The sequence below is a fragment of the Enterococcus sp. C63 genome, assembly GCF_040887215.1.
Lineage (GTDB): Bacteria > Bacillota > Bacilli > Lactobacillales > Enterococcaceae > Enterococcus_B > Enterococcus_B hirae.
This window is the reverse complement of sequence record NZ_JBFOFI010000008.1, coordinates 108,812-130,237: the sequence shown is the minus strand read 5'-3', so window position 1 is coordinate 130,237 and position 21,426 is coordinate 108,812. Positions and strand designations below refer to the sequence as shown.

23 protein-coding genes and 1 pseudogene are annotated in these 21,426 nt (G+C 36.1%); 18 read left to right on the top strand and 6 right to left on the bottom strand.

All coding sequences use genetic code 11. The features are described 5' to 3' along the window. Positions 1 to 229 precede the first annotated feature (229 nt). Positions 230 to 907, bottom strand: coding sequence for a prepilin peptidase (locus AB3H90_RS12170; RefSeq protein WP_368016797.1), 678 nt, complete (start codon positions 905 to 907; stop codon positions 230 to 232). 72 nt (positions 908 to 979) lie between these two features. Here AB3H90_RS12170 and AB3H90_RS12165 point away from each other — a divergent pair, with 72 nt between their 5' ends. The 4 genes from AB3H90_RS12165 (at position 980) to rpsI (ending at position 4,320) form a co-directional block, all read left to right on the top strand. Further along, positions 980 to 2,521, top strand: coding sequence for a gluconokinase (locus tag AB3H90_RS12165; protein WP_368016796.1), 1,542 nt, complete (start codon positions 980 to 982; stop codon positions 2,519 to 2,521). A gap of 190 nt (positions 2,522 to 2,711) precedes the next feature. Continuing rightward, positions 2,712 to 3,179 (top strand): DNA starvation/stationary phase protection protein, encoded by a 468-nt coding sequence (locus AB3H90_RS12160; protein WP_010720679.1) that lies wholly within the window; start codon positions 2,712 to 2,714, stop codon positions 3,177 to 3,179. Between the two features lie 304 nt (positions 3,180 to 3,483). Then, the gene (rplM, locus tag AB3H90_RS12155; RefSeq protein ID WP_034686358.1) at positions 3,484 to 3,912 is read left to right on the top strand and encodes a 50S ribosomal protein L13; all 429 of its coding nucleotides are present in this window, start codon (positions 3,484 to 3,486) and stop codon (positions 3,910 to 3,912) included. Positions 3,913 to 3,927: 15 nt separating this feature from the next. After that, positions 3,928 to 4,320, top strand: coding sequence for a 30S ribosomal protein S9 (gene rpsI / locus AB3H90_RS12150; RefSeq protein ID WP_002287505.1), 393 nt, complete (start codon positions 3,928 to 3,930; stop codon positions 4,318 to 4,320). Here the strand turns inward: rpsI and xerC are convergent. The 4 genes and pseudogenes from xerC to AB3H90_RS12130 all read right to left on the bottom strand — a co-directional run bounded on the left by xerC (position 4,309) and on the right by AB3H90_RS12130 (position 7,408). Next, positions 4,309 to 5,625 carry a tyrosine recombinase XerC gene (gene xerC, locus AB3H90_RS12145; protein ID WP_368016795.1) on the bottom strand — a complete coding sequence of 439 codons (1,317 nt, stop codon included), beginning with the start codon at positions 5,623 to 5,625 and terminating at the stop codon, positions 4,309 to 4,311. The genes rpsI and xerC overlap by 12 nt on opposite strands. 67 nt (positions 5,626 to 5,692) lie before the next feature. After that, the gene (locus tag AB3H90_RS12140; protein ID WP_368016794.1) at positions 5,693 to 5,968 is read right to left on the bottom strand and encodes a DNA-binding protein; all 276 of its coding nucleotides are present in this window, start codon (positions 5,966 to 5,968) and stop codon (positions 5,693 to 5,695) included. A gap of 39 nt (positions 5,969 to 6,007) precedes the next feature. Continuing rightward, on the bottom strand, positions 6,008 to 6,853 hold the full coding sequence (locus AB3H90_RS12135) for a Rep protein (protein WP_368016793.1): 846 nt from the start codon (positions 6,851 to 6,853) through the stop codon (positions 6,008 to 6,010). 211 nt (positions 6,854 to 7,064) lie between these two features. Continuing rightward, positions 7,065 to 7,408 (bottom strand): annotated as a pseudogene (locus AB3H90_RS12130) (hypothetical protein). A 181-nt stretch (positions 7,409 to 7,589) separates the two neighbouring features. Here AB3H90_RS12130 and AB3H90_RS12125 point away from each other — a divergent pair. The 7 genes from AB3H90_RS12125 to qatD all read left to right on the top strand — a co-directional run bounded on the left by AB3H90_RS12125 (position 7,590) and on the right by qatD (position 12,910). Continuing rightward, the gene (locus AB3H90_RS12125; protein WP_368016792.1) at positions 7,590 to 8,453 is read left to right on the top strand and encodes a helix-turn-helix domain-containing protein; all 864 of its coding nucleotides are present in this window, start codon (positions 7,590 to 7,592) and stop codon (positions 8,451 to 8,453) included. A gap of 75 nt (positions 8,454 to 8,528) precedes the next feature. Then, positions 8,529 to 8,870: a P-loop NTPase fold protein gene (locus AB3H90_RS12120; protein WP_368016791.1), complete on the top strand. Its 342-nt coding sequence runs from the start codon at positions 8,529 to 8,531 to the stop codon at positions 8,868 to 8,870. Continuing rightward, a complete protein-coding gene (locus tag AB3H90_RS12115; RefSeq protein WP_368016805.1) occupies positions 8,839 to 9,828 on the top strand; it encodes a P-loop NTPase fold protein in 990 nt (329 codons plus the stop codon). Before AB3H90_RS12120 ends, AB3H90_RS12115 begins: the two co-directional genes overlap by 32 nt. Positions 9,829 to 9,939: 111 nt before the next feature. Continuing rightward, positions 9,940 to 10,179, top strand: a complete 240-nt coding sequence (locus AB3H90_RS12110; protein WP_368016790.1) for a hypothetical protein — start codon at positions 9,940 to 9,942, stop codon at positions 10,177 to 10,179. Positions 10,180 to 10,184: 5 nt separating this feature from the next. Further along, positions 10,185 to 10,907 carry a hypothetical protein gene (locus AB3H90_RS12105; RefSeq protein ID WP_368016789.1) on the top strand — a complete coding sequence of 241 codons (723 nt, stop codon included), beginning with the start codon at positions 10,185 to 10,187 and terminating at the stop codon, positions 10,905 to 10,907. Beyond that, a complete protein-coding gene (qatC, locus tag AB3H90_RS12100) occupies positions 10,900 to 12,048 on the top strand; it encodes a Qat anti-phage system QueC-like protein QatC (protein WP_368016788.1) in 1,149 nt (382 codons plus the stop codon). Before AB3H90_RS12105 ends, qatC begins: the two co-directional genes overlap by 8 nt. A 133-nt stretch (positions 12,049 to 12,181) precedes the next feature. Beyond that, the gene (gene qatD / locus AB3H90_RS12095) at positions 12,182 to 12,910 is read left to right on the top strand and encodes a Qat anti-phage system TatD family nuclease QatD (protein WP_368016787.1); all 729 of its coding nucleotides are present in this window, start codon (positions 12,182 to 12,184) and stop codon (positions 12,908 to 12,910) included. Between the two features lie 1,031 nt (positions 12,911 to 13,941). On the opposite strand, the gene AB3H90_RS12090 is transcribed toward qatD, so the two are convergent. Next, entirely contained in the window at positions 13,942 to 14,037 is a 96-nt protein-coding gene (locus tag AB3H90_RS12090) for a type I toxin-antitoxin system Fst family toxin (RefSeq protein WP_113803832.1), read from the bottom strand. A 1,001-nt stretch (positions 14,038 to 15,038) separates the two neighbouring features. Between AB3H90_RS12090 and AB3H90_RS12085 the strand changes: the two genes are divergently transcribed. The 7 genes from AB3H90_RS12085 to AB3H90_RS12055 are packed head-to-tail and all read left to right on the top strand — an operon-like array spanning position 15,039 to position 21,196. Then, positions 15,039 to 16,982: a transcription antiterminator gene (locus AB3H90_RS12085; RefSeq protein ID WP_368016786.1), complete on the top strand. Its 1,944-nt coding sequence runs from the start codon at positions 15,039 to 15,041 to the stop codon at positions 16,980 to 16,982. 1 nt (position 16,983) lies between these two features. Beyond that, entirely contained in the window at positions 16,984 to 17,445 is a 462-nt protein-coding gene (locus tag AB3H90_RS12080; RefSeq protein WP_342081976.1) for a PTS sugar transporter subunit IIA, read from the top strand. A 23-nt stretch (positions 17,446 to 17,468) separates the two neighbouring features. Next, positions 17,469 to 18,815: a PTS galactitol transporter subunit IIC gene (locus AB3H90_RS12075; RefSeq protein ID WP_368016785.1), complete on the top strand. Its 1,347-nt coding sequence runs from the start codon at positions 17,469 to 17,471 to the stop codon at positions 18,813 to 18,815. Positions 18,816 to 18,837: 22 nt separating this feature from the next. Further along, positions 18,838 to 19,122, top strand: a complete 285-nt coding sequence (locus tag AB3H90_RS12070; RefSeq protein WP_010720673.1) for a PTS sugar transporter subunit IIB — start codon at positions 18,838 to 18,840, stop codon at positions 19,120 to 19,122. 26 nt (positions 19,123 to 19,148) lie between these two features. After that, the gene (locus tag AB3H90_RS12065; protein ID WP_094940711.1) at positions 19,149 to 19,976 is read left to right on the top strand and encodes a class II fructose-bisphosphate aldolase; all 828 of its coding nucleotides are present in this window, start codon (positions 19,149 to 19,151) and stop codon (positions 19,974 to 19,976) included. A 12-nt stretch (positions 19,977 to 19,988) separates the two neighbouring features. Further along, on the top strand, positions 19,989 to 20,684 hold the full coding sequence (locus tag AB3H90_RS12060) for a triose-phosphate isomerase (RefSeq protein WP_368016784.1): 696 nt from the start codon (positions 19,989 to 19,991) through the stop codon (positions 20,682 to 20,684). After that, positions 20,681 to 21,196 carry a YjbQ family protein gene (locus tag AB3H90_RS12055; RefSeq protein ID WP_088745227.1) on the top strand — a complete coding sequence of 172 codons (516 nt, stop codon included), beginning with the start codon at positions 20,681 to 20,683 and terminating at the stop codon, positions 21,194 to 21,196. Before AB3H90_RS12060 ends, AB3H90_RS12055 begins: the two co-directional genes overlap by 4 nt. Positions 21,197 to 21,426: the final 230 nt, after the last annotated feature.

Here is a 21,426-nt window from a genome sequence, read left to right as displayed (position 1 = left end):
ATTTTTAGGTAAAGTTATCTAAGTGTCAATGGATCGGCCATCTGGTTGATCCATTTTTTTATAAATCAAGGTTCATTATCGTTTGTTGAATGACAGCAAGCAGAAAAGATACTAAGCTATCAAAAGCGTACGTAATGAGGCAAATAAGCGAAGTCCGTCAAGTCATTAATCATCATCAGTTAAAAGGCTCGCATCAAGACCGTTGATGACCAATAAGTAGACAACTAATTTACCACGCATGAAGGAGAAAAAGTGCGACACTCAAAAAAGGCACAAAAGGTACTCTTTTAGATTTTTTATCGTGAGAGAGAAAAATAAAGAAAAAAAGTAATCCCAATAAACTAGCAAGAAAGAGAAGTTGCATAAGTTGATTGAGAGTTAGACCGCCACTCCAGCTTAAAAGTAATAAAACATCACCTAAACCTAAAAATTCACTCCCGTAACGAGTAAGGAAAAAACTGATCAAGAATAAAACAGCAAAACTAAGCCATTGAAATTCTCCTTTGATCAACCAAGTCATCCATAAGATAAACCAGATAAAATAAAGCGTTCTTCCCTCGATCATCAAATACAAACTATCCATTAACGAGAGTAAAAAGGCTGACAAAAACCAAAAAATAAGTAACCCGTCTGGGCGCTGTGAAAAATAAAATAGCCAAACAGATAAACAACCACCGATACATTCTGCTATAAAATAAATCGGTGAAAGCTTGCTGCGACAGTTTCGACAACGAAAACGTTGGTAACAGATGGAAAGCAATGGGACCAGTTCATACCAAGCCAGTACATGCTGACAGTTGACACAATGAGACCGTGGGTAAATAATAGAGTGTCCTTGTGGTAGGCGTTGTGCCACTAAGCATAAGAACGAACCAATGCAACAACCAATGATAAAATAGAGAAACATAGCGAGGGCCTCCTTTTAAAGAAAGATACGCCAATAACAACCATTTTATTTATTTTTAGTAGAGGTGACAAAATGAAGATTTCGATCGGAGTCGATATCGGTACGACACAAACAAAAGCAGTGGCATTCAACGAGCAAGCTGAAGTCATCGCTTCAGCGTATTTCCTTAATCCGATGATCCAAGAAGCACCAGGAATGGCAGAACAAGACCCAGAATTGATCTTCCACGGTGTATGTACAGTAATCAAAGAAGTCGTCAAACGGTTACCGAAGTCGACAACTATAGAAGTGATTGCCTTTTCAACAGCGATGCACAGTTTGATTCTGTTAGATGACAATAAACACCCTTTGACCCGCATGATCACTTGGGCAGATAATCGTGCGAAAACACAAGCTGAAAAACTAAAAAACAGCCAACTAGGGTTTCACTTTTATCAACAAACAGGCACCCCAATCCACCCAATGACGCCACTAGTTAAAATCTATTGGTTGAACGAAACACGACCAGGATTAACGAAGCAAGTGGCATATTATATTAGCATAAAAGAATATATCTTTTACCGTTTGTTTGGGCAACTAGTCTGTGACTACAGTACAGCCTCAGGCACAGGTTATTTTGATATCCATCAATTCAAATGGGCAGAAGAAGCGTTAAATTACTTATCAATCACTCAAGAACAACTACCTGCAGTGATGCCGTCAACCACGATACTCAATGGATTATCAAAAGAAATGCAAGAAATCCTAGGATTAGAAAATGATATATCATTTGTTTTGGGCGGTGCTGATGGTCCTTTATCTAATTTGGGGCTAGGAGCTTTTGGCGAAAAGGTAGCTGCGTTAACAGTCGGAACCAGTGGGGCATTAAGATTTATTACAGATAAACCACAACTACATCCAGAGATGGAAACCTTCTGTTATGTACTGGATCGTACACACTGGGTAGTCGGTGGCGCAACAAGTAATGGTGCGGGGATTTTTGATTGGGCAAGTCAAACTTTGATGCAAGAAGTAACACAAGCAGCTATTGACCAAGGTGAAAGTCCTTACGATGCCCTTTTCTCAGCAATTACGTTTGTCCCACCAGGAGCGAACGGATTACTCTTTCAGCCCTATTTATTAGGAGAACGAGCCCCTCTATGGGAGGCAGAAGCTTCTGGGAGTTTTTTAGGTTTGCAAAGAGACCACACGGAAAAAGAAATGATGCGAGCCATTCTAGAAGGGATTTGTTTCAATCTAAAAAGGATTTTGACAGGAGTTTGTTCAGAAGATCAGTTAACAGAAATTAGAGCTACAGGCGGATTCTCACAATCGCCTGTCTTTCGCCAATTAATGGCTGACGTTTTGGGGTATCCGCTCATTTTCCCGGCGGTGTCTGAAGCCTCCGCTTTAGGAGCCGTTTTCTTAGGGTGGCAAAGTATCGGGAAGATCACTGATTTAAGCGAAGCTATAGAAAAAGTACAGCTTGCTTCACAAGTACCAGTTCAACAAACGGTCAAAGAGACATATCAAAAAATCTTTCCGATTTTTGTTGAAACACAAAAACAAGTAGCGGCAACTTATCAGCCTTTAGCACATTTACGTCAAACTTTAAGTACTATGAATGAAAAATAGGATGAAAAAGTAGAATGACGGAATAAGAGAGGAATAGTGTAAGAACTAGAAAAAACGACTAAAGCAATAGAAAGTCTTTTCTAAGAAATGATAGGATGAAAATCGTTCTCAACTAATTGGTTTTATTGTACTTTTGTCTTAAAGTTTACTATGATTTTATTGTAGACAAAAGTTAGGAGGAGAAAAGAAAATGAAATTTCCACAAACAAAAGAAGTATTAAATCAATTAGTTGCAGACTTGAGTCAAATGTCTGTTGTTGTTCACCAAACACATTGGTATATGCGTGGACCAGGTTTCTTGACATTGCACCCAATGATGGATGAATTTATGGATGACTTGAATGAACAATTAGATGAAATCTCAGAGCGTTTGATCACACTAGATGGTTCTCCTTATTCAACCTTACGTGAATTTGCAGACAACACCAATATTCCTGACGAAGTAGGCAATTGGGATCGGACTATTCCAGAACGCTTGGAAATTCTTGTGAAAGGCTACCGCTATTTGGCAGACCTTTACCAAAAAGGAATTGAAGTAGCTGGTGAGGAAGGCGACGACCCAACACAAGATATCTTTATCGAATTCAAAACAGCGACTGAAAAACGAATCTGGATGATCCAAGCTCATTTAGGAAAAGCTCCAGAAATCGATGCGTAAAATAATCATCAGCTGATGATATTATATAATAGTAGAAAAACTGCGAGGGAAGTTATTTTCCTTGCAGTTTTTATTTTAGAAGAGAAAGAAACGTTCTTCGTTCTAAAAAAGAATGAGTGCATCACAAGGATACGGGCAATAAAAACGAAAGTTTTGGATTGCTAAGAAAAAACGTTGACATTAAGGGGATTAGCAGGTAATATGTTAAATGGTATTGTTTGCCCCACAAAGAGCCCCGGAAACTCGAAGTGTATGTCAAACATCAGAACTTAAATTGGAGGAAACTAACGTGCGTACAACATATATGGCCAAACCAGGCGAAGTAGAACGTAAATGGTATGTAGTAGACGCAACTGATGTTCCATTGGGACGTCTTTCAACAGTTGTTGCATCTGTACTACGTGGTAAAAATAAACCAACTTTCACACCTCATTTGGACACTGGCGATTTCGTCATCGTCATCAATGCAGATAAAGTGAAATTAACAGGTAAAAAAGCGACTGATAAAATTTATTACCGTCACAGCAACTACCCAGGAGGATTGAAATCAATCACTGCTGGCGAATTGCGTGCTAAAAATTCTCGTCGTTTGATCGAAACTTCTGTAAAAGGAATGCTTCCTAAAAATACTTTAGGCCGCAAACAATTTACAAAATTGAATGTATACGCTGGAGCTGAGCATCCACATGCAGCACAACAACCAGAAGTTTTAGACATTACAAACTTAATCTAATAGGAGGGAATTTCATTGGCACAAGTTCAATATATCGGCACAGGCCGTCGTAAAAATGCAGTTGCTCGTGTACGTTTAGTACCAGGAACTGGTAAAATTACTGTAAACAAAAAAGATGTTGAAGAATACATTCCACATGCTGACTTGCGTGAAGTAATCAATCAACCTTTCGCTGTTACTGAAACAAAAGGCGCTTATGACGTATTTGTTAACGTAAACGGCGGAGGCTACGCTGGACAATCAGGAGCTATCCGTCATGGTATCGCTCGTGCATTGCTAGAAGTTGATCCTGACTTCCGTCTAGCTCTTAAACGTGCTGGCTTACTTACTCGTGACGCACGTATGGTTGAACGTAAAAAACCAGGTCTTAAGAAAGCTCGTAAAGCTTCACAGTTCTCAAAACGTTAATATTCGCTTTATATCAGTACTTTCAGGCGTTTCGCAATTCCTTTGCGAAGCGTCTTTTTTTGAGTTGACACCATTCCGGTCTGCATCTTTTTGAGATAAATTGCGATAGGCAATTTCACCAATGGGCATTTGAATGACATTTGGTGCGTTTACATAGGTTCTCGTGATGTTTGTATCGCTGTGAGTCAATGCCTCAGAAATCTGTTCCAGAGCTACACCAGATTGTTTGACTAAAGTTGCCCCAGTATGCCGTAACTTGTGTGGGGTCGCATGGGTAAGGTGTTTATGTCGTCGCTCAATGAATTTCATGCGGTAGTTCAAATAATCTGTATGAAGTCTTTGATTGGTATTCCCTTTATCATCAAAGAAGGTAAAGAGTAGCTGTTCTTCGGTTTGTTCGATTTCAAACTGAGCTAGTTCTTCTTTTTGTTGGACTTTCCACTGTTGAAGTAATTGCTTTAGTTCATTTGGAATATGGAAAATTGTCGTTTTATTCCCTTTTGTGCTTTTTTCATTACCAAATTTATCCAAGGCTTTACCAATCGTAATCTGGGAAGTCGTGAAATTCACGTTTTTCCATTTGATAGCGTAAGTTTCTGATTTGCGATCGGATAAAAAGAAAGTAGTCAGAAATAATACATAGTCCTGTAAAGTCAATTGCCCACTTTCATAATCGCTTTGAAAGGCAGTTAGCCATTCTTGAAGTTGTTCAAAGGAGAGGTATAAATCTTCTTCTTTTTTAGCTTCTTGCAATTGGTTTTTCTTAGTAGCGTTGATCCGTTTAAGCGATTTTTCTAGTTTATTCCGTTCGATGTATTCAAGCTCTTCCGCCCAATCAAAAATAGAATTAACGTAACTACGTAATATTTTGAAATTTACGTATTCGGCAGCCTTTTGTGTCATGATTTTTAGAACAAAGGCTTTGTTGTGATTCAGATAGTTCAACGTGTATTTCCCGAACATTGGTAAGATATGGAGTCGAAAAATATCTTTTGTATTCATGATTGTAACTGGAGTGGGAGACTTCGTGTTTCTAGAAGTTAAACCAGCTGTATAAGCATCAATCCAGATATCTTCATAAAAATCTTTGAACAGGGCTTCGCCACCTAGTTCAGAAGCATTCTTTTCTTTGTTTTCCCGTAGCTCTTTAATCTTGGCATAAAAATCAATTTCTGCCTCTTTTGCCTCCGTTCTAGTTTTGAAAGTTTTGGAATAAAGTTTGCTTACTCCTATCATCTCTTGGATATCTTGCGGATAGTAAAGCCGTAAACGGTAAGTCTCATTTTCTGTTTTGCTAATTGTCATAGTATTTACCTCCGAATTTGCGAGCCGAAATCAAATACTATATATATGGAGTATAACGATGTCGGGATTATTTTGCTAGGCTTGCAAGCCATAGATCAATGGCGATCCGGTCAAATCTATTTGAACCGTGGATTTGAATAATGGGTAAGCCATCTTTAATCCAGCCATCTAACGTATTATTGGAAACCTGTAGATAGTTAAAAGTTTGCTTCTTATTCATATAGCGGTGTTGTAGATTCTCTTGCGTTTTAATTTTTTCAATCTCAGTTTTGATTAAATCAGATAGTTGAGTAGAAATGATGCCTATCTGATCATCACTGAGTAAAATTTTCATTTCGGTCATATTCTCACTTCCTTTGAATTTTACATACGGAATAATGGACTATTTTTTAATCTTGGTATAGCGAACAGTGCTTTCTTGGAAATTCATCACTTGTTCAGGATTCCCTCCTTCATTTATCGCACTGTAAAATATCGGACGCCTTACAAGATACTCATTGGTATAAAGTATGTCTTGGCTTGTGGTATCAAAAGGGTGATCCACAAGTTGCTTTGTGACGCTGGGCACTTTGAGGTTACGTGATTTGAAGAACGCCTTTCTTTTATGCTCTTTCAAATCCAAGTCCTTATCGAAGTATTTACTGATATATTGCCCGCGATTTTCGATGCTATCCACATCGATCTTGTTGATTTTGACAAATCCATGTCCCCAGATGGTAGTAAGGCGATTGATGGAGATAAAAGGAAAGTCAAACAGGATGATGTGGTAATGGATGGCACCTCGTTCTTGTTTTTCCCACGTGGCAAGGTATTTTAGGTTTGCTTTTTTTGTATGATAGAGTTCGTAGTTTAGTCGTTTGATAAATTTTTTGAATTCATTATTCGCGTACTCAATGTTTTGAACGTTTTCTCTGAAAGTGAGAGTTAAAAATTTTGTCCGATTGTCAAAGTTCATATCCACGAGTCGAGCAATTTCAAAGCGCATATTTTGATAGTATTTTTGTTTTCGTTTTAAGCTGTCATATTGTCCTTGAGCAGATAGGTCATCATAGTTTTTTCTTTTAGCAGTAGTCGTATTTTCTTCTTCATAAAGCCAGGCTAATTCTTTTTTTCGTTTTGGATTGGTTTCAATATTTCCTGTTTTTTGTTTGGGAGTAATGATTGCTTCATAATCATAAATTTCAAGGTACGTGGGAGTTTCAATGATTTTCTGATTATAAGCTTTCAAAAATCATCACTCCTTAATGTGTATTCAGTTGTCAAAGAACCATCGTTTTTCTCCTGATGTTGTTCTATAAATCAAGTTAAAGGGAAGTCCTGCAAAGCAGTCCTTCCAGCCTATGGATTTATTTGAGTGGTCTTAACGGACAGAAGCGGCTCTATGGCGCTGCCCCGCCGTTTCGTCCTAACCACCCAACAAACCCATAGGAAAATTAGTTTTATGCAGTGTTACCTTGTTTTTTCGGAATCAAAGTTGCCACATCTGCCGTGGCCGATAAGCCATAACTGACGAATTGACCGTTGGATCGTCCCCAAGGTGCAATCACCAAATTGGTGAATGTAACCATAGCTAAGCCTTGTTGATTAAGATCTTCAAGAGTAATCACAGGATGTTCGGATTTGACTTTGACACTGATTTTTTCATAGCGCAGTTTGGGTAGGATGCATTCATAACTCCAACCTAGAATTTCGCCATCTTTTTGCCAACGAGTGACATTGACGACTTGGATTCTTTTTCCAGTTTTTCTTTTGGTAAGGTGAGATCATTGATTTTAATTGGCATAATAGCCCTCCTTTTTAAATATACGAAATTTTATACGATTGGTTTAAAAAATATAGTCGGCCATCTATGATTTGTATTTTATACGTTTGTTTATACGAAGTCAAGAGATTTAATGAAAAAATATATACGAAATTTTATACGAGTGGTATAATGGGGAAAAATGACAAGGAGGAAGTAATCTATGTTTGGTTTATTACAGCCTGATAAAGTGAAGGTAGGACAACGTATCAAGGAAATCAAAGAGAGTATGAATCTGTCCTTTACAGAGTTGGGCAATCGCTTGGGGATAAAGAAACCAACAATCAGTTCCTATGTTCAAGGCTATGCGCTGGCCCCTGAAAGTGTCATTAACCAATTGTCTAGTATTAGTGGGAAACCGGTAGGCTGGTTTTACTTTGGTGATATTGAAGAATATATTGCGGACTACTTGCAGTTAAAAGGGCAGACTACAATAGTTCAAGAACATCCAGAAGTTGTGAAAGCTATCAAAGAAGAGTTTTATACTGGTGAGTTTAAAAATCCTGCATGGGAAAATGAAGTTGGTTATCCGATAGAAGAATTTATTGATGATTGTTTTGCCGATATTTTTCCAAAGATTATGACGCGCTATGTATCAGATATCGTGAATGAACAAGTTGTCAATTCAGATAAATTGAAAGAGCTAACGGATAAAGAAAAAGAAGAGGCAGCAATTATTATTGCATCGGATACAAACGACTTTATTGAAGTGAGCGGCGAAATAAAGTTTGGCGAAAAAGACAAAATCATTAAAATGATAAACAATTCGATAGATAGTCTTGCGGGAAAAGAAAGTATTGAATTTTCAGAAGAATATTTGATTGGAAAATTAATCAATGTGTTAGATGACGATAAAGCCACGGAAAGGATGATTTCTAATCTATCACAAGATTTGATGGCTAAGCCATTTTGTACCCTGTTTGGTGGAGAAGAATTGGTACGGATATTTCAGTCTATACGACCGAAGTTAATGAAATTGTACGTAGAGAAGACACCGGATGAGATTTCCGAGTGGTTTGATAGATAAATAGCTCTTCTATTTCTATGTTTAAAAAAAGTTTGTAAAGATATGAGTTGAAAAATTTTAAAAGGGAGAATAAATATGTGGCGAGATAGTGAAACTGAGGTAGATTATCTGAATTTTGATTACTTAACAGAGTTGTTAACAGAATTAATAGATAATAAAAAATTACTTCCAGCAACTATTGGAGTTTATGGTGATTGGGGTTCAGGAAAATCTAGTCTAATTAAAATGGCTATTAAAAATTTAACGGAAAAGAGAAGTAGCGAAAAGATTGATGTTTTAAACTTCAATGGCTGGATGTTCGAGGGTTATGAAGATGCCAAATCTGTTCTTTTAGAAAGCATTTTAGATACTATTAGCGCTCGTGAAGGATTGAGTAAAAAAGCTACTGAGATTCTTAAGGGACGAGTTAAACCATAATGAATTACGGAAGGATTTAAAAAAATTCCAAGCGGAGTTCGCTGAACTTCTTTTAGAAAGTAAAATTGAGAAATTAGTAGTTTTTATTGATGAACTTGATCGATGTAGTCCTGATACGATTATTGAAACCTTAGAAGCGATGAGACTTTTTGTTTTTACTGGAAATACAGTTTTTATAATCGGTGCAGATGAACGACATATTTCATATTCAGTTGAAAGAAAGTTTGCTGAAATAGAAGGAAGACAAATAGATATTGGTCAAGAGTATCTCGAAAAACTTGTACAATACCCTATTAAAATTCCGCAATTAAATGCGAAAGAAGTCGAATACTATATCTTCTGTTTACTTTTGGAAGATTCTTTCGAAGATGAAGGTTTATCAGGATCAATATTCATCCAAATTAACACCGAGAGAATAGATAAAAGGCTTAAGTTTGAATTACAGAAGACTTTATCGAAGTATTCTGAAGAGGAATACTTCGACGAATTAAAAGAAGTGTATACTATTGCTCTTCAATTATCTAGACTGTTAGCAGTAGGGCTTAATGGAAATCCAAGACAATGTAAAAGATTTTTGAATACTATGAAAATGCGTGAAATTATGGCTAAATCTTATGGCGTTGAATTAGACAGAAAAATATTAACAAAAATTATGCTTCTAGAATATTTTAAACCAGCAGCATACGAACAAATAAGTATTCTTTCAAACAAATCCGAAACAGGCATTGTTGAAGAATTAGAGGATTTGGAAAAGGATATACGTAGTCCACAAAATCCACTAAATACCTTTTTCCAAGATGAGTGGGGAAAAAATTGGTTAACAATAACACCGTCATTAAAGGATGCTGATTTGCGAGAGTATTTATTCTTCACTCGTGATACACAAAAAAATCAAGCTAATATTGGTACTCTTAAACTTAGCAAAAATGGTCAAACGATATTGAAATTCTTGCAATAAAAGGGATCGGCCAGTCTAAATTCCGCAATTGAAAAGAAAGACACTATTCAAAGATTTGATAAGGTAGAAATTGCTAGAATTTTGTCGGACAATCTATCAAGTAGTAAGGATATGTATAGTTCTAAAGATTTTCAAAACCTTTTTGAGTGGATTTCTAATAATGCAGATGTACTGGATGAAACGATTTATTTTCTTAACTCATTAAGCGGTAAAAAAATTCCAAGTGCAGCGGGTGTATTATTTAAGAATTATCTTAAGCAAGATAATAATGATAAAAAATTAGTAGATTTGATAGACAAATGGCGAGGTCAGAATAGTAATCTGGACAATATTCTAAAAAAACAGGGGTGAATTAAATGGGAACATCTTCGTCATTTGGTGGTCCAAGCAAGAATCCACTTTTACCGGATGATTACAATGATAATAGTTGGAAAAATGCAAAGACGGAATTTGGAAAATATATGAACAATTCAGGTGGAAATCCGTCTTCACTGTTTGGAAAATACGTAAAAGCCAGTGGTGGAGCGAAAGCTTTGGCGAACTCGTCCATCGGTGGTAAAGTAGGGTTTTCTGGAATTAATGATTTCATAACTCAAGTTAATGATATCGGGCTAAAGGCTACATTAGATTCATTTCGCCTTTCATCCGAGGGGAAAACTTTGGATGAAGCTCTTTCGGAATTGGCTGGAATTATTGCTCCAATAGGTAAGTCAAAGGAAGAAGCTGTAGCACGAAAAGCAACAATTGATACCATGATGACATTCTATGACATGATTGATGAACAGAACCTTGATATTGGAGAGGCAAACAGCATATCGAGCGAATTTATTGATGATTTACTTTGTGAGTACCTAAAAAATTATATAACGGGTCTCTTATTGAAAGACCTTGGTTATGGTGTTGAAAAATATGTTGAAGATCCTGAGACGCTATCTTTAAAGGAGCAGGAATTGAGAGACTTTGTTGACAGTAAAATTTATGTAATGTTGAAGAACTCTCAGCTTAATCAACCAACTGCTAAAATTATTGACACTGTTTTTGAAGGAGTAATGGAAATAATAGGTGGAAACTATGAATAAAAATATCTCAAATATCAGTTGTTCTTCTTTAGCGTTTACCGTGAATCTAGACTCTCCAGAGGATTTTCGTGATAATTTCTTTAGAAGAAGTGATAATAGATTTTTCTCAGTACTGGATGATGCTAGAATTGATCTTTTATCAATTTCCAATTTTATATACGCAGCCGACCGTAGAATTCCTCGTTCAAGTGCCAAAGATGGATGGACTAGGGAAATTAATATGACTATTTATGTATTATTACTTGAAAAATGGAAAGTAGCTCAAAAAGTTCTGGAAGAAATGCTCTCTTTTCTTACTGGTGACAACTGGACAATAATTTTTAAAAAAAGAGAATATAGTGAAAATGAGATAAAACTTCGTAAGATGGATTTTTATATGGAAGATGAGGGAATCGGAAAAAATGTTTGTATGTTTTCTGGTGGATTAGATTCTTTTATTGGTGCTATTGATATGCTGACTTCCGACAATGAGTTTTCTCCTATTTTTGTTAGTCATTATGGGGGTGGGAGTAAAGGAACCAAGGACTATCAACAGGTTCTTCAAACAAAGCTTATAGAAAAATTTGAAAAACTCTCCGATTGCAATTTTGTATCATTTTATGCAACTGCAATGAAATCATTAACAGAATTGGATGAACCTACAACTAGAAGTCGATCGTTTATGTTTTTCTCTCATGCTATCGCTCTGACACATAGTGGCGGACAATTAATAATTCCTGAAAATGGATTTGTATCGTTAAATGTGCCATTATTTGAATTGAGAAATGGCAGTAGTAGTACAAGAACAACGCATCCTTACTATATGAACTTATTTAGAAAAGTTCTTGAATTTGTGGGAATTAATATTTCGATAGTAAATCCGTACCAGTTGTTAACTAAAGGAGAGATGGTCCAGCAATGTCTAGATCCGTCTTTTTTAAATCAGAATCTTGTCAATACCATGTCTTGTTCTCATCCTGAACAAGCAAGATGGAGTGGATTCTCAGAACCTATTCATTGTGGGTATTGTCTTCCATGTACAATAAGAAGAGCTTCTATCCTATCATCAGATATTCAAGATACCACTCCTTATCGTTATAAAAAATATGAAAACACTGTAGGGAGAGAAACATTAAACGCTTTAAAAATTGCTATCTTTTAGAATCAGCGTTCCAATCCAATTTCTCGTGTTCAATACTCGGGACCTCTTGAAGTAGGAAGTTTAAAGAGATATGCACGTGTTTATTCTATCGGAATGTGTGAGATTGAGAAATTAATTAATGAGGTATAAAATGATGAATTACTTTGATACACATTGTCATGTAGATTTAGCTGGGGATCTAACGAGGATGGTTCAACAAATAAATCAGCAAAAGATATATACACTTGCGGTGACAAATTTACCATCATTATTTGAAAAAAATAAAGCGACTATTTCAGAATCAAAGTACCTCAAACATGCTTTGGGTTATCACCCAGAGTTAATTTCTCAGTTTCCTAATCAATTAAAAAAGTTTGAATCTCAGATAAGTAAAACGCGCTATATAGGTGAAGTGGGAATTGATGCTAGTAATCGGAACAAACAGTCATTAGTCAATCAAATAGAAGTATTTGAAAAGATTTTACAGATGACTACTAATGAATCTAATAAGATTTTTACAATTCATTCAAGAAAAGCTGAGAAAAAGGTTTTAGAACTCTTGAAGCAATATAAAGGTGGAAAGAAAATACTTCATTGGTTTCAAGGTGATGAGAGAGAGGTTGAAGAGGCTGTTAATCTAGGCTGCTACTTCTCGTTTAACTCAAATATGCTCTTAACTAAGAAAGGCAAGTTATTGATGAAAAAAGTGCCTTTATCAAGAATCTTATTAGAATCGGATTTTCCTTTTACAGTTGATAATTCTAGGGAATTACAACGGAGTTATTATCAATCAATTGTTGATGGATTAGTAAAGGAGATTGGGATTGAAGCTAGTATAATTGAGTCGCAACTACAAAAAAATCAATTTGATATATTAAATTGAATGTTAACAATTATTTTGTCAGGTTCTGAGAATTAAGCAAGAAAGGTTTGAAAAAATCTAACTAAAGCAGTCGGTTAGCTTGAGATGCTGAGAAGGTTTTAGGACAAGTCAAGATGTTAGCCAATTCGCGAGTTCCTCGGACACTGACAAAATTACACACCTAATAAATAAAGTCAATAGAGACGTTAGGAGGGCCTAGCATTCTATTGACTTTGTTTAATGTGTTTTACTGTAAAAGCCTAACGGCCATAAGAAAGTAAACGAGTATTAATGCTACTTTCAAGGTTTCTTTATACAAGTTTGATGGAGATATTCTACTCAATAGTATTCTTTTATAGCATCAAATCGGCTCGCAAGTAATTGACACCATTGCCTTCAAATAAATTGAAAGTCAATAAAATTTTTCATATTTCAGTCTCTTTAAATCGTAGCTATTAAAGCATTGTGAGGCTGTTTGAAAAAATGGTTGGGCTAACCAGGTCTTAAGAAAGCTCGTAAAGCTTCACAGTTCTCAAAACGTTAATTGCTGGAGTCGTTGCGAATTTATTCGCTTACGAATACAGTATGGGACGGAGATTTCGAGAGAAATCGAGTACCAGTCCATTGTATCGTTTCAAGACACTTTCCATTTTTTGGAAGGTGTCTTTTTTGTACTTTTGGGTATGACAATGAGTTGCGTTTACTGGATAGAACAATGTCTTCATTAGATAGTGTTTCCAAAGAGAGTATTCCTAATTTAGCGCTAGGACAAGTTATATTGACTGGTGTATTATTTGATTTTCTAATAATTATACAAGTTGATCCCTGTAAAACAAATTATCTATCTTTTGAGGCGTTAACAGGTTACTACTTATGGGTACCGAATCCTTTAATATAGACAATTTGATTTTTTACATTCTTTTTGATATAATAATTATGCGAAGCGATACTATTTTTATCAATAAAGCACAAAAACCACTCTACTGCGAATAGAGTGGTTTTCTTTTTCATCCGTTGCGACTACGAATGAGCGGGCTAGAAGCAACTTGCTTTTAGTCATTGTCTGTCTCATCTAACCAGTGAGAAAAAAGTTTGATAACGATACCTACAAAAATAGGCGCAATGACCAAGGATACTATTTTTTCCAATAAAGCACACCCCCTTTGAGGGCAAGTTGCCAAAGTGAGTATAGCATATTGTGCATTAGGAAGTGAACTTAAATTTTATGGGTGAGAAATTGTTATAAAATAGTCTTTTTGATTCACGCATATTTTTTGGGTACGTCTTTAGGTACGAAGGTCTTAAAATGTGGTGAAATCCATTAAAACCGTACTTGTTGAAGAGTTGCTCAATCTATTGCTATCCATCCCCTTCAAAATCTCTGCCACAGAACTAGCTCTTAAGAAAGCTCGTAAAGCTTCATAGTTTTCAAAATGTTAAGAATACTATTATATCAATGTTTTAGACACTTTCTATTTTTGGAGAGTGTCTTTTTTTTGTACTTTTGGGTACGGAAATGGGTATGAGATTTTTAAACCTGCTATTAATTTTACATTCTTTGCTTCTTCCAATCGTTGTTCAAATTTTTCATAAGTGGATAGATCGATAATTTAGTAGTTATCTTAGGAATGTTTGGGGTATTTAAATAATGATATTGGATATTTCTTGACTTTTCTTGACTAGAAAATGTTGTTTTTTTACAGTGTAGAGAAAATATAATAAATGAAATACTTTCTCCGCCATTATTTGTTTTTCTCCGCCAAATAATATAAAATGACGGAGAAAATAAGTGGATGGCGGTTAAAGAATTTAATTATTCTACACGCCTTTTGTTCGTTATCTTGTCGGAATCATTTTGCGAGCTTACGGAAACTTCTCAGACAGATCGGGCGAGTTACGAGAATCACACTGGTCAAAGCTATGCTGAGCGCAGTTACCTTGAGCAGGACTTTCAAGACACTTTCCATTTTTGGAAGGTGTCTTTTTTCATTTTAAATCATAAAAAAGTTGTCGTGAGTCTCACCAACATCAAAAAGTATAGGGTCATAATAATCTCTTCCACTTTAATGTGGAACAGATTACGTATTTATCTTTAGGGAGAAAAACTCTATGATATAGACAAGGAAAACGTTTTCTGAGGTGATGATGGATGTTATCAAAGCGCGAGAGTCAGTTAATTGAATTACTTTTAGAGGAGGAGAATTTTCAACCAGCAAGTTTCTTTAGTGAAAAACTCAATGTTTCGAATAAAACAATTTATCAAGATATTCAGAAGCTGGGACAGTTCTTGAATCGTTTTGAGTTAAAAATTGAAAAAAAACCTCGCATTGGGATCTACCTAATTGGAACGTCAACTAAAAAAAATGATGCCAAAATATTTATCACTAGTAAAGAAGCTATGTCAACAGAGGTAAAGTATAGTTCAAATTATCGGAGAGTGTACTTATTCGCTAATCTAATTTTTAAAACGGATAAAAAAAGATATGAGTATTTTGAAAAAAAGTTTTTTGTCAGTATTGCAACTTTGCGTAAGGATTATGAGGAAATCATCAAATATTGTCGGTTAGCTGGGATTAGGATTACTTCAAATCATGTAATAGACACACAAAAAACACCTGAAGAGTTGATCCAGCGGACATTTGTCAATTATTTTGAAAAAAACATCGGTGTAGGGAATGAAAAATGTCAATATCACTTTGTTTTTGATCCAGCGATGGTTAAGTTTGTGGATGATTTTGTAAAGAATTTTTACCAACAGTCTAAGCAGCAACCAACAAATTATATTGTCCATTCACTCAAACTTTCGTTGTTAACTTTGATTGGTCGAGTAAAGCATGGCTACCATTCACAAACAAATAAAAATCCTTTGTTTGTCGAAATAAAGAAAATGGAATTATATATGGTGGCACTAGATTTTTCAAATGGGGTCAAAGATGAATTGAATTGTTCCTTTACGATAAATGATCTTTACTTTATTTGTTCGTTGTTTATGGGACATGGAGTGAGACCGTTTGTGAATCTGGCAACCCATAGTCAACAAATCATGGAGACCACCAAACAATTCATTCAAGATATGTCGACACTGGTTGAGAAGGATTTGGAGCAAGATAGTCAGTTGCTTCAATCTCTATTTGCCCATATTGAGCCAATGGTTTATCGGTTGCAAATGGGGATTACCATTAAAAATCCTTTAAAAGAGGATATCATTCGGCAATACAGCACAATGTATACGCTAACAACTTACTGTATTCCAAAATTGGAAAAAGCAATGGGGATCAGAGTAACGGATGATGAAATTACTTTTTTGACTATTCATTTTCAGTTAGCTTTTGAAAAAATTGTGAATACGAAGCATGTTTTTCTTATTTGTCCAACTGGGTTGGGAACTTCGCAATTATTATTTCAGCGTATTCGTCATAGTTCTCCTAGCACCGTAGTCTATGAAGTGATTGATGTTCAAAAGTTGCAGGATTACAACTTAGATAGTGTCGATTTGATTATTTCAACAGTCAAATTGGAAAATGAGTATCAAACGCCGATTATTTATGTTCGACCATTACCAACGAAAGAAGAAATTGCATTGATTAATCGTCATCTTCTTACCTTGAATCAACAAGACAATACATTTTTACCATCCATTGCACCGGATAAAACGATTTTAAAGAAATATTTGAAGGATGGTTGGATGTTCTTGAATCAAGATTTTGATAGTAGAGAATCTGTACTTTCTTTCATCACTGAGAAATATAAAGAAGAACAATTAGTAAAGGATAATTTTCTTGAGGTTGTACTTCAAAGAGAAAAACTAGGAGCTACCGGACTTTCATCAGGCGTAGCCATCCCACATGCAAATCCTAAATATGTAGTAAAAACAAAAATTTCTATTATCACTCTAAAAAACAAAATTACTTGGGGAGATGTGGATGTAAGGGTTGTTTTATTCTTAGCGATTGCAGAAGAAGATATGATTCAAGTGAAAAATATGATTGCACTACTTTATGATGTCTTTGTCTCACCTGAGAGAATAAAAAGTATTGCAAGTAAAGAAACAAGGAATGAGATTATTAACGAAATTATAGGAAAGAGGAAGTAAGATGACGAGTTATTTTGGAAAGAAAATTGCATTATTTCAATCTGAGGTAAAGAGTCAGAAGGAAGCTTTATCAATTATTGCAACTTGTCTATATCAAACAGGTTTAGTGAAGGATTCGTTTGCAGAGAATGTACTGAAAAGAGAAGAAGTGTTTCCTACTGGCTTATTAATCAATGATGTTGGGATTGCTATACCACATACGGATGCAGAACACGTGAATGATTCTCAAATTGCATTTATGTCATTGAAAACACCAGTAACTTTTTATGAAATGGGAACTGCAGATAAGGAAATTTCAGTCAGCTTGATCTTCATGTTGGCGTTGAAAGAACCACATGCACAGTTAGAAATGTTACAGAAGTTAATTACGATGTTTCAAAAAAAAGAGGTGGTTCAAAAGCTTCAAGCTGTAAATAATACAGAGGAGTATTATCAAATTATTGAAAAAGAAGGATTCGTTTAATAACCATTTTGAGGGGGAGCATTATGTTAGATTTATTACAAAAATTTGTTGATCTCGGATCAATCGTTGTATTGCCAATCTTAATTTTTGTTTTTGGTTTGATTTTAGGAACGAAACCAAGTAAGGCTTTTATTTCAGCATTAACGGTTGGTGTTGGATTTGTCGGGTTGAATTTAGTTATCGATTTATTGACCAATAGCTTAGGACCAGCAGCACAAGCGATGGTTGAACGTTTTGGACTAAACTTAACAACCATTGACGTTGGTTGGCCGGCAGCAGCTGCGATTTCTTATGGAACCGTTTTAGGTAGTTTGGCGATTCCAGTAGCTATCGTAGTCAATGTGTTATTAATTATTGTTGGCTTAACAAAAACACTGAATGTTGATATTTGGAATATCTGGCATGCAGCATTTGTTGCTTCACTTGTCTACGCAGTAACGAATGACTTTGCAATGGGCATGTTGGCAACGGTTATTTATACAATGATGATTTTATTGTTTGGCGATATTTTAGGACCAATCATCAATAAATTCTATGGATTTCCAAATATCACCTTCCCACACGGAACAGCAGCACCTGGGTTTGTTTTTGCCTTACCTTTAAATTGGTTATTCGATAGGATTCCAGGATTGAAAGATTGGCATGCAGATCCAGAAACGATTCAAAAACGGTTTGGCATCTTTGGTGATTCAACAGTCATGGGCTTTTTAATTGGTTTGGTTATGGGAATTTTAGCTGGATATGATGTGGCGGGAATTGGTCAATTGGCGGTGAAAACTGGTGCCGTAATGGTCTTAATGCCTAAAATGGTGGCACTTTTAATGGAAGGCTTAACACCTATTTCAGAATCAGCAAATTCATTTGTTCAAAAACGTTTCCCAGGAAGAGAATTATATATCGGGATGGATGCCGCATTGTCAGTAGGACACCCAGCTGTATTGTCTTCTTCGTTAATCTTAGTCCCAATCACGATTTTATTAGCAGTGATTTTACCAGGTAACATAACCTTGCCTTTCGGTGATTTGGCAACTATTCCATTCTTAGTTTGTTTGATGGCAGCTGTCTTTGGTGGCAACATTATTCGAACAATCTTAGGTGGGACGATCTACATGGTCACCATTTTATACATCACTTCATGGGTGGCACCATTTTTAACAAAAGCAGCACAAGCGGCAAACTTTGATTTACAAGGACATTCATCAGTAACTGCGATGGCAGAAGGTGGACTGTGGACAACACTTTTATACGTTGGTGGCGCAAAACTATTTGGTTACTTTGCCCTAGTCGGAATTGGTCTGGTTATTACAGGTTTACTATTCTACGTGAATCGCATTTTACCTAAAAGAGCAGCTAAACAAACTGAAGCTTAATACAAAATAGGAGAGATGACAGATGAAAAAATTATTAATTATGTGTGGAACAGGTGTGGCTACTTCAACAGTGGTAACAGGAAAAGTAAAAGAATGGTTGAAATCAAAAGGACTCGAAAATGAAGTGAAACTATATCAATCAAAAGTTGCTGATGAGATTGGCAAAATTGATGACTACGATATTGTGGTCAGTACGACCGTGGTTCCTGACAACATTAAAGATAAAGTAATTATGGGGCTTCCTTTATTAACCGGAATTGGCATTGATGGGTTGTTTGACGAAATTGAAGCGAAGATTAAAGCCTAAAAAATACTTGAAAAGAAGGTAATCAAATGTTAGTTACAACGAAAGAGATGTTTGAAAAAGCGCAAAAAGAAAACTATGCGATTCCGGCAGCAAACTTTTTTGATTTAGATTCTGCAAGAACCTTTGTAGAGGTTGCAGAAAAAATGCAAAAGCCATTAATTTTAGCCTTTGCACAAGCGCATATTGAAGAATGTCCTCTTGAAGAGGCAGCATTAATTGCAACATATTTAGCCAAAAAAGCAAGTGTACCAGTAGCACTTCATTTGGATCATGGACAAGATGAGGAAATCATCAAGCAAGCAATCGAGCTTGGGTTCACTTCTGTGATGATAGATGCTTCGCAGGATGAGATTGAAACAAATATTCGTCGTTCAAAAGCAATTACGGAATATGCTCATGAAAGAGGCGTTGTGGTAGAGGCTGAGATTGGACACGTGGGAACGGGAAATAGTTATGAATTTAAGGAAACCACGGACACCATTTATACCGAAGTGGAGGAAGCAGCACGTTTTGCGAAAGAAACCGGCGTCGATTCATTGGCAGTTTCGATAGGTACGGCTCATGGGCAATACAAAGGAACACCGAAAATCAGCTTTGAGCGGTTGGAAGAAATAAAAAATGAAGTTTCAATTCCACTAGTGTTGCATGGTGGCTCATCATCTGGTGATGAAAATCTCCATAAGTGTGCTGTTTCAGGGATCAATAAAATTAATATCTTTACTGATTTTATCACAGCAGCAATGGATGTAATTAACGAAGAAAAACCAGAGGATTATTTTACACTTAAACGATTAGCGAACCAAGCGATTGCGGATACGTTAGCGCATTATTACAAAGTATTTGCAACAAAATAGAGGAGGGTTCTCATGAGAACAGTAAGAAAACCATTTTTTGTGGTTAATCCTAAATCTTATTTGTATGGTGAACAGGCATTGGAACTAGCAAAAACAGCGGATCAATTAGCTGCAGCATACGACATCGATATCATTTTTACTTGTCAACATGTTGATGTTCGGCTAATTAAAGAACAGACAACGCAGTTGATTGTGAGTGTTCAACATATCGATGGGATAGTCCCTGGTAGAGGGATGGGACACGTTTTACCTGAAGGCGTTGTAGCGGCTGGAGCAGAAGCGACCTTCCTTAATCACGCAGAACGTCCTTTATCGGTTAGTGAGCTGTGTGATGCCGTCAAGCGAGCAAAGGAACTTGGTCTATTGACTATTGTCTGTGCGAATTCTTTAGAAGAGGCGAAGCTCGTAGCTTCATTGAAGCCGGATGTAATGGTTTGTGAGCCTACGGAATTAATAGGCACAGGTCAAGCAAGTGACATTTCTTATATGATTCAAACCAATGAAGCTATACGCAAGATGGATCCTGAAATTTTTGTTCTGCAGGCAGCAGGGATTTCAACGGTAGCAGATGTTCGCAAAGCACTTGATTCGGGGGCTGATGCAACGGGTGGAACCAGCGGGATTGTTTGTGCCAAAGATCCTGTGGACACATTGAAAGCGATGATTGAAGAAGTAAGTAAATGGAAAAAGGAGCAATCGACAAAATGACAACTTATACTGAGCAACTTGTTTTGACTTCAAATGGACAGCGAGTGACGTATCATAATATTACCGAACAAGTAAAAGAAATTGTGGCAAAAAGTGGGATAAAAAATGGCATTTGTCTTGTTCAGTCGCCACATACTACTTGTTCAGTTATTTTTGAGGAATTCATGCACGATTTGGATTTTAATGGGGATGAATTTTTACAGGTTGATTTAAATCGGATTCTTGATCGGATCATTCCTCGAGAATTAACGGAAAATACCGATTATCGTTATCCTGGTCCGAAGCATCTTGATTTCTTGCTGTCCTTAGATGATCCAGACTATGCTGGTGATGCTGGAACGATTTTAAATGGAGATGCACATATCCGAGCATCATTCTTCGGAGCAAGTGAAAATTTCATTGTCAAAGAGGAAACATTAATGACAGGAGCTGTCGGCTCGATTTATTTCATTGATTTTGATCAAAACCGTGTTAGAAATCGAAAATGCCATATTTTAGTAATGGGTGAATAGAAAAGTAATAAGAAACAAACATTTGGGAAACTAATTGAATGATCACACCTATAAAAATTAATACGAAAGATAATAGTTAGTTCATTCCGTTTTTTTGGTTAAACGACTAAAATTCATCATAGAGAATACTATAGGGAAACAAAAACTATTTAGTTTAGAAAAAGTATAGCCAGTTATCTGATCGGTAAATAAGATCATTGGGAAGACCTTGCTTAAGGCGTTCTTCTCAG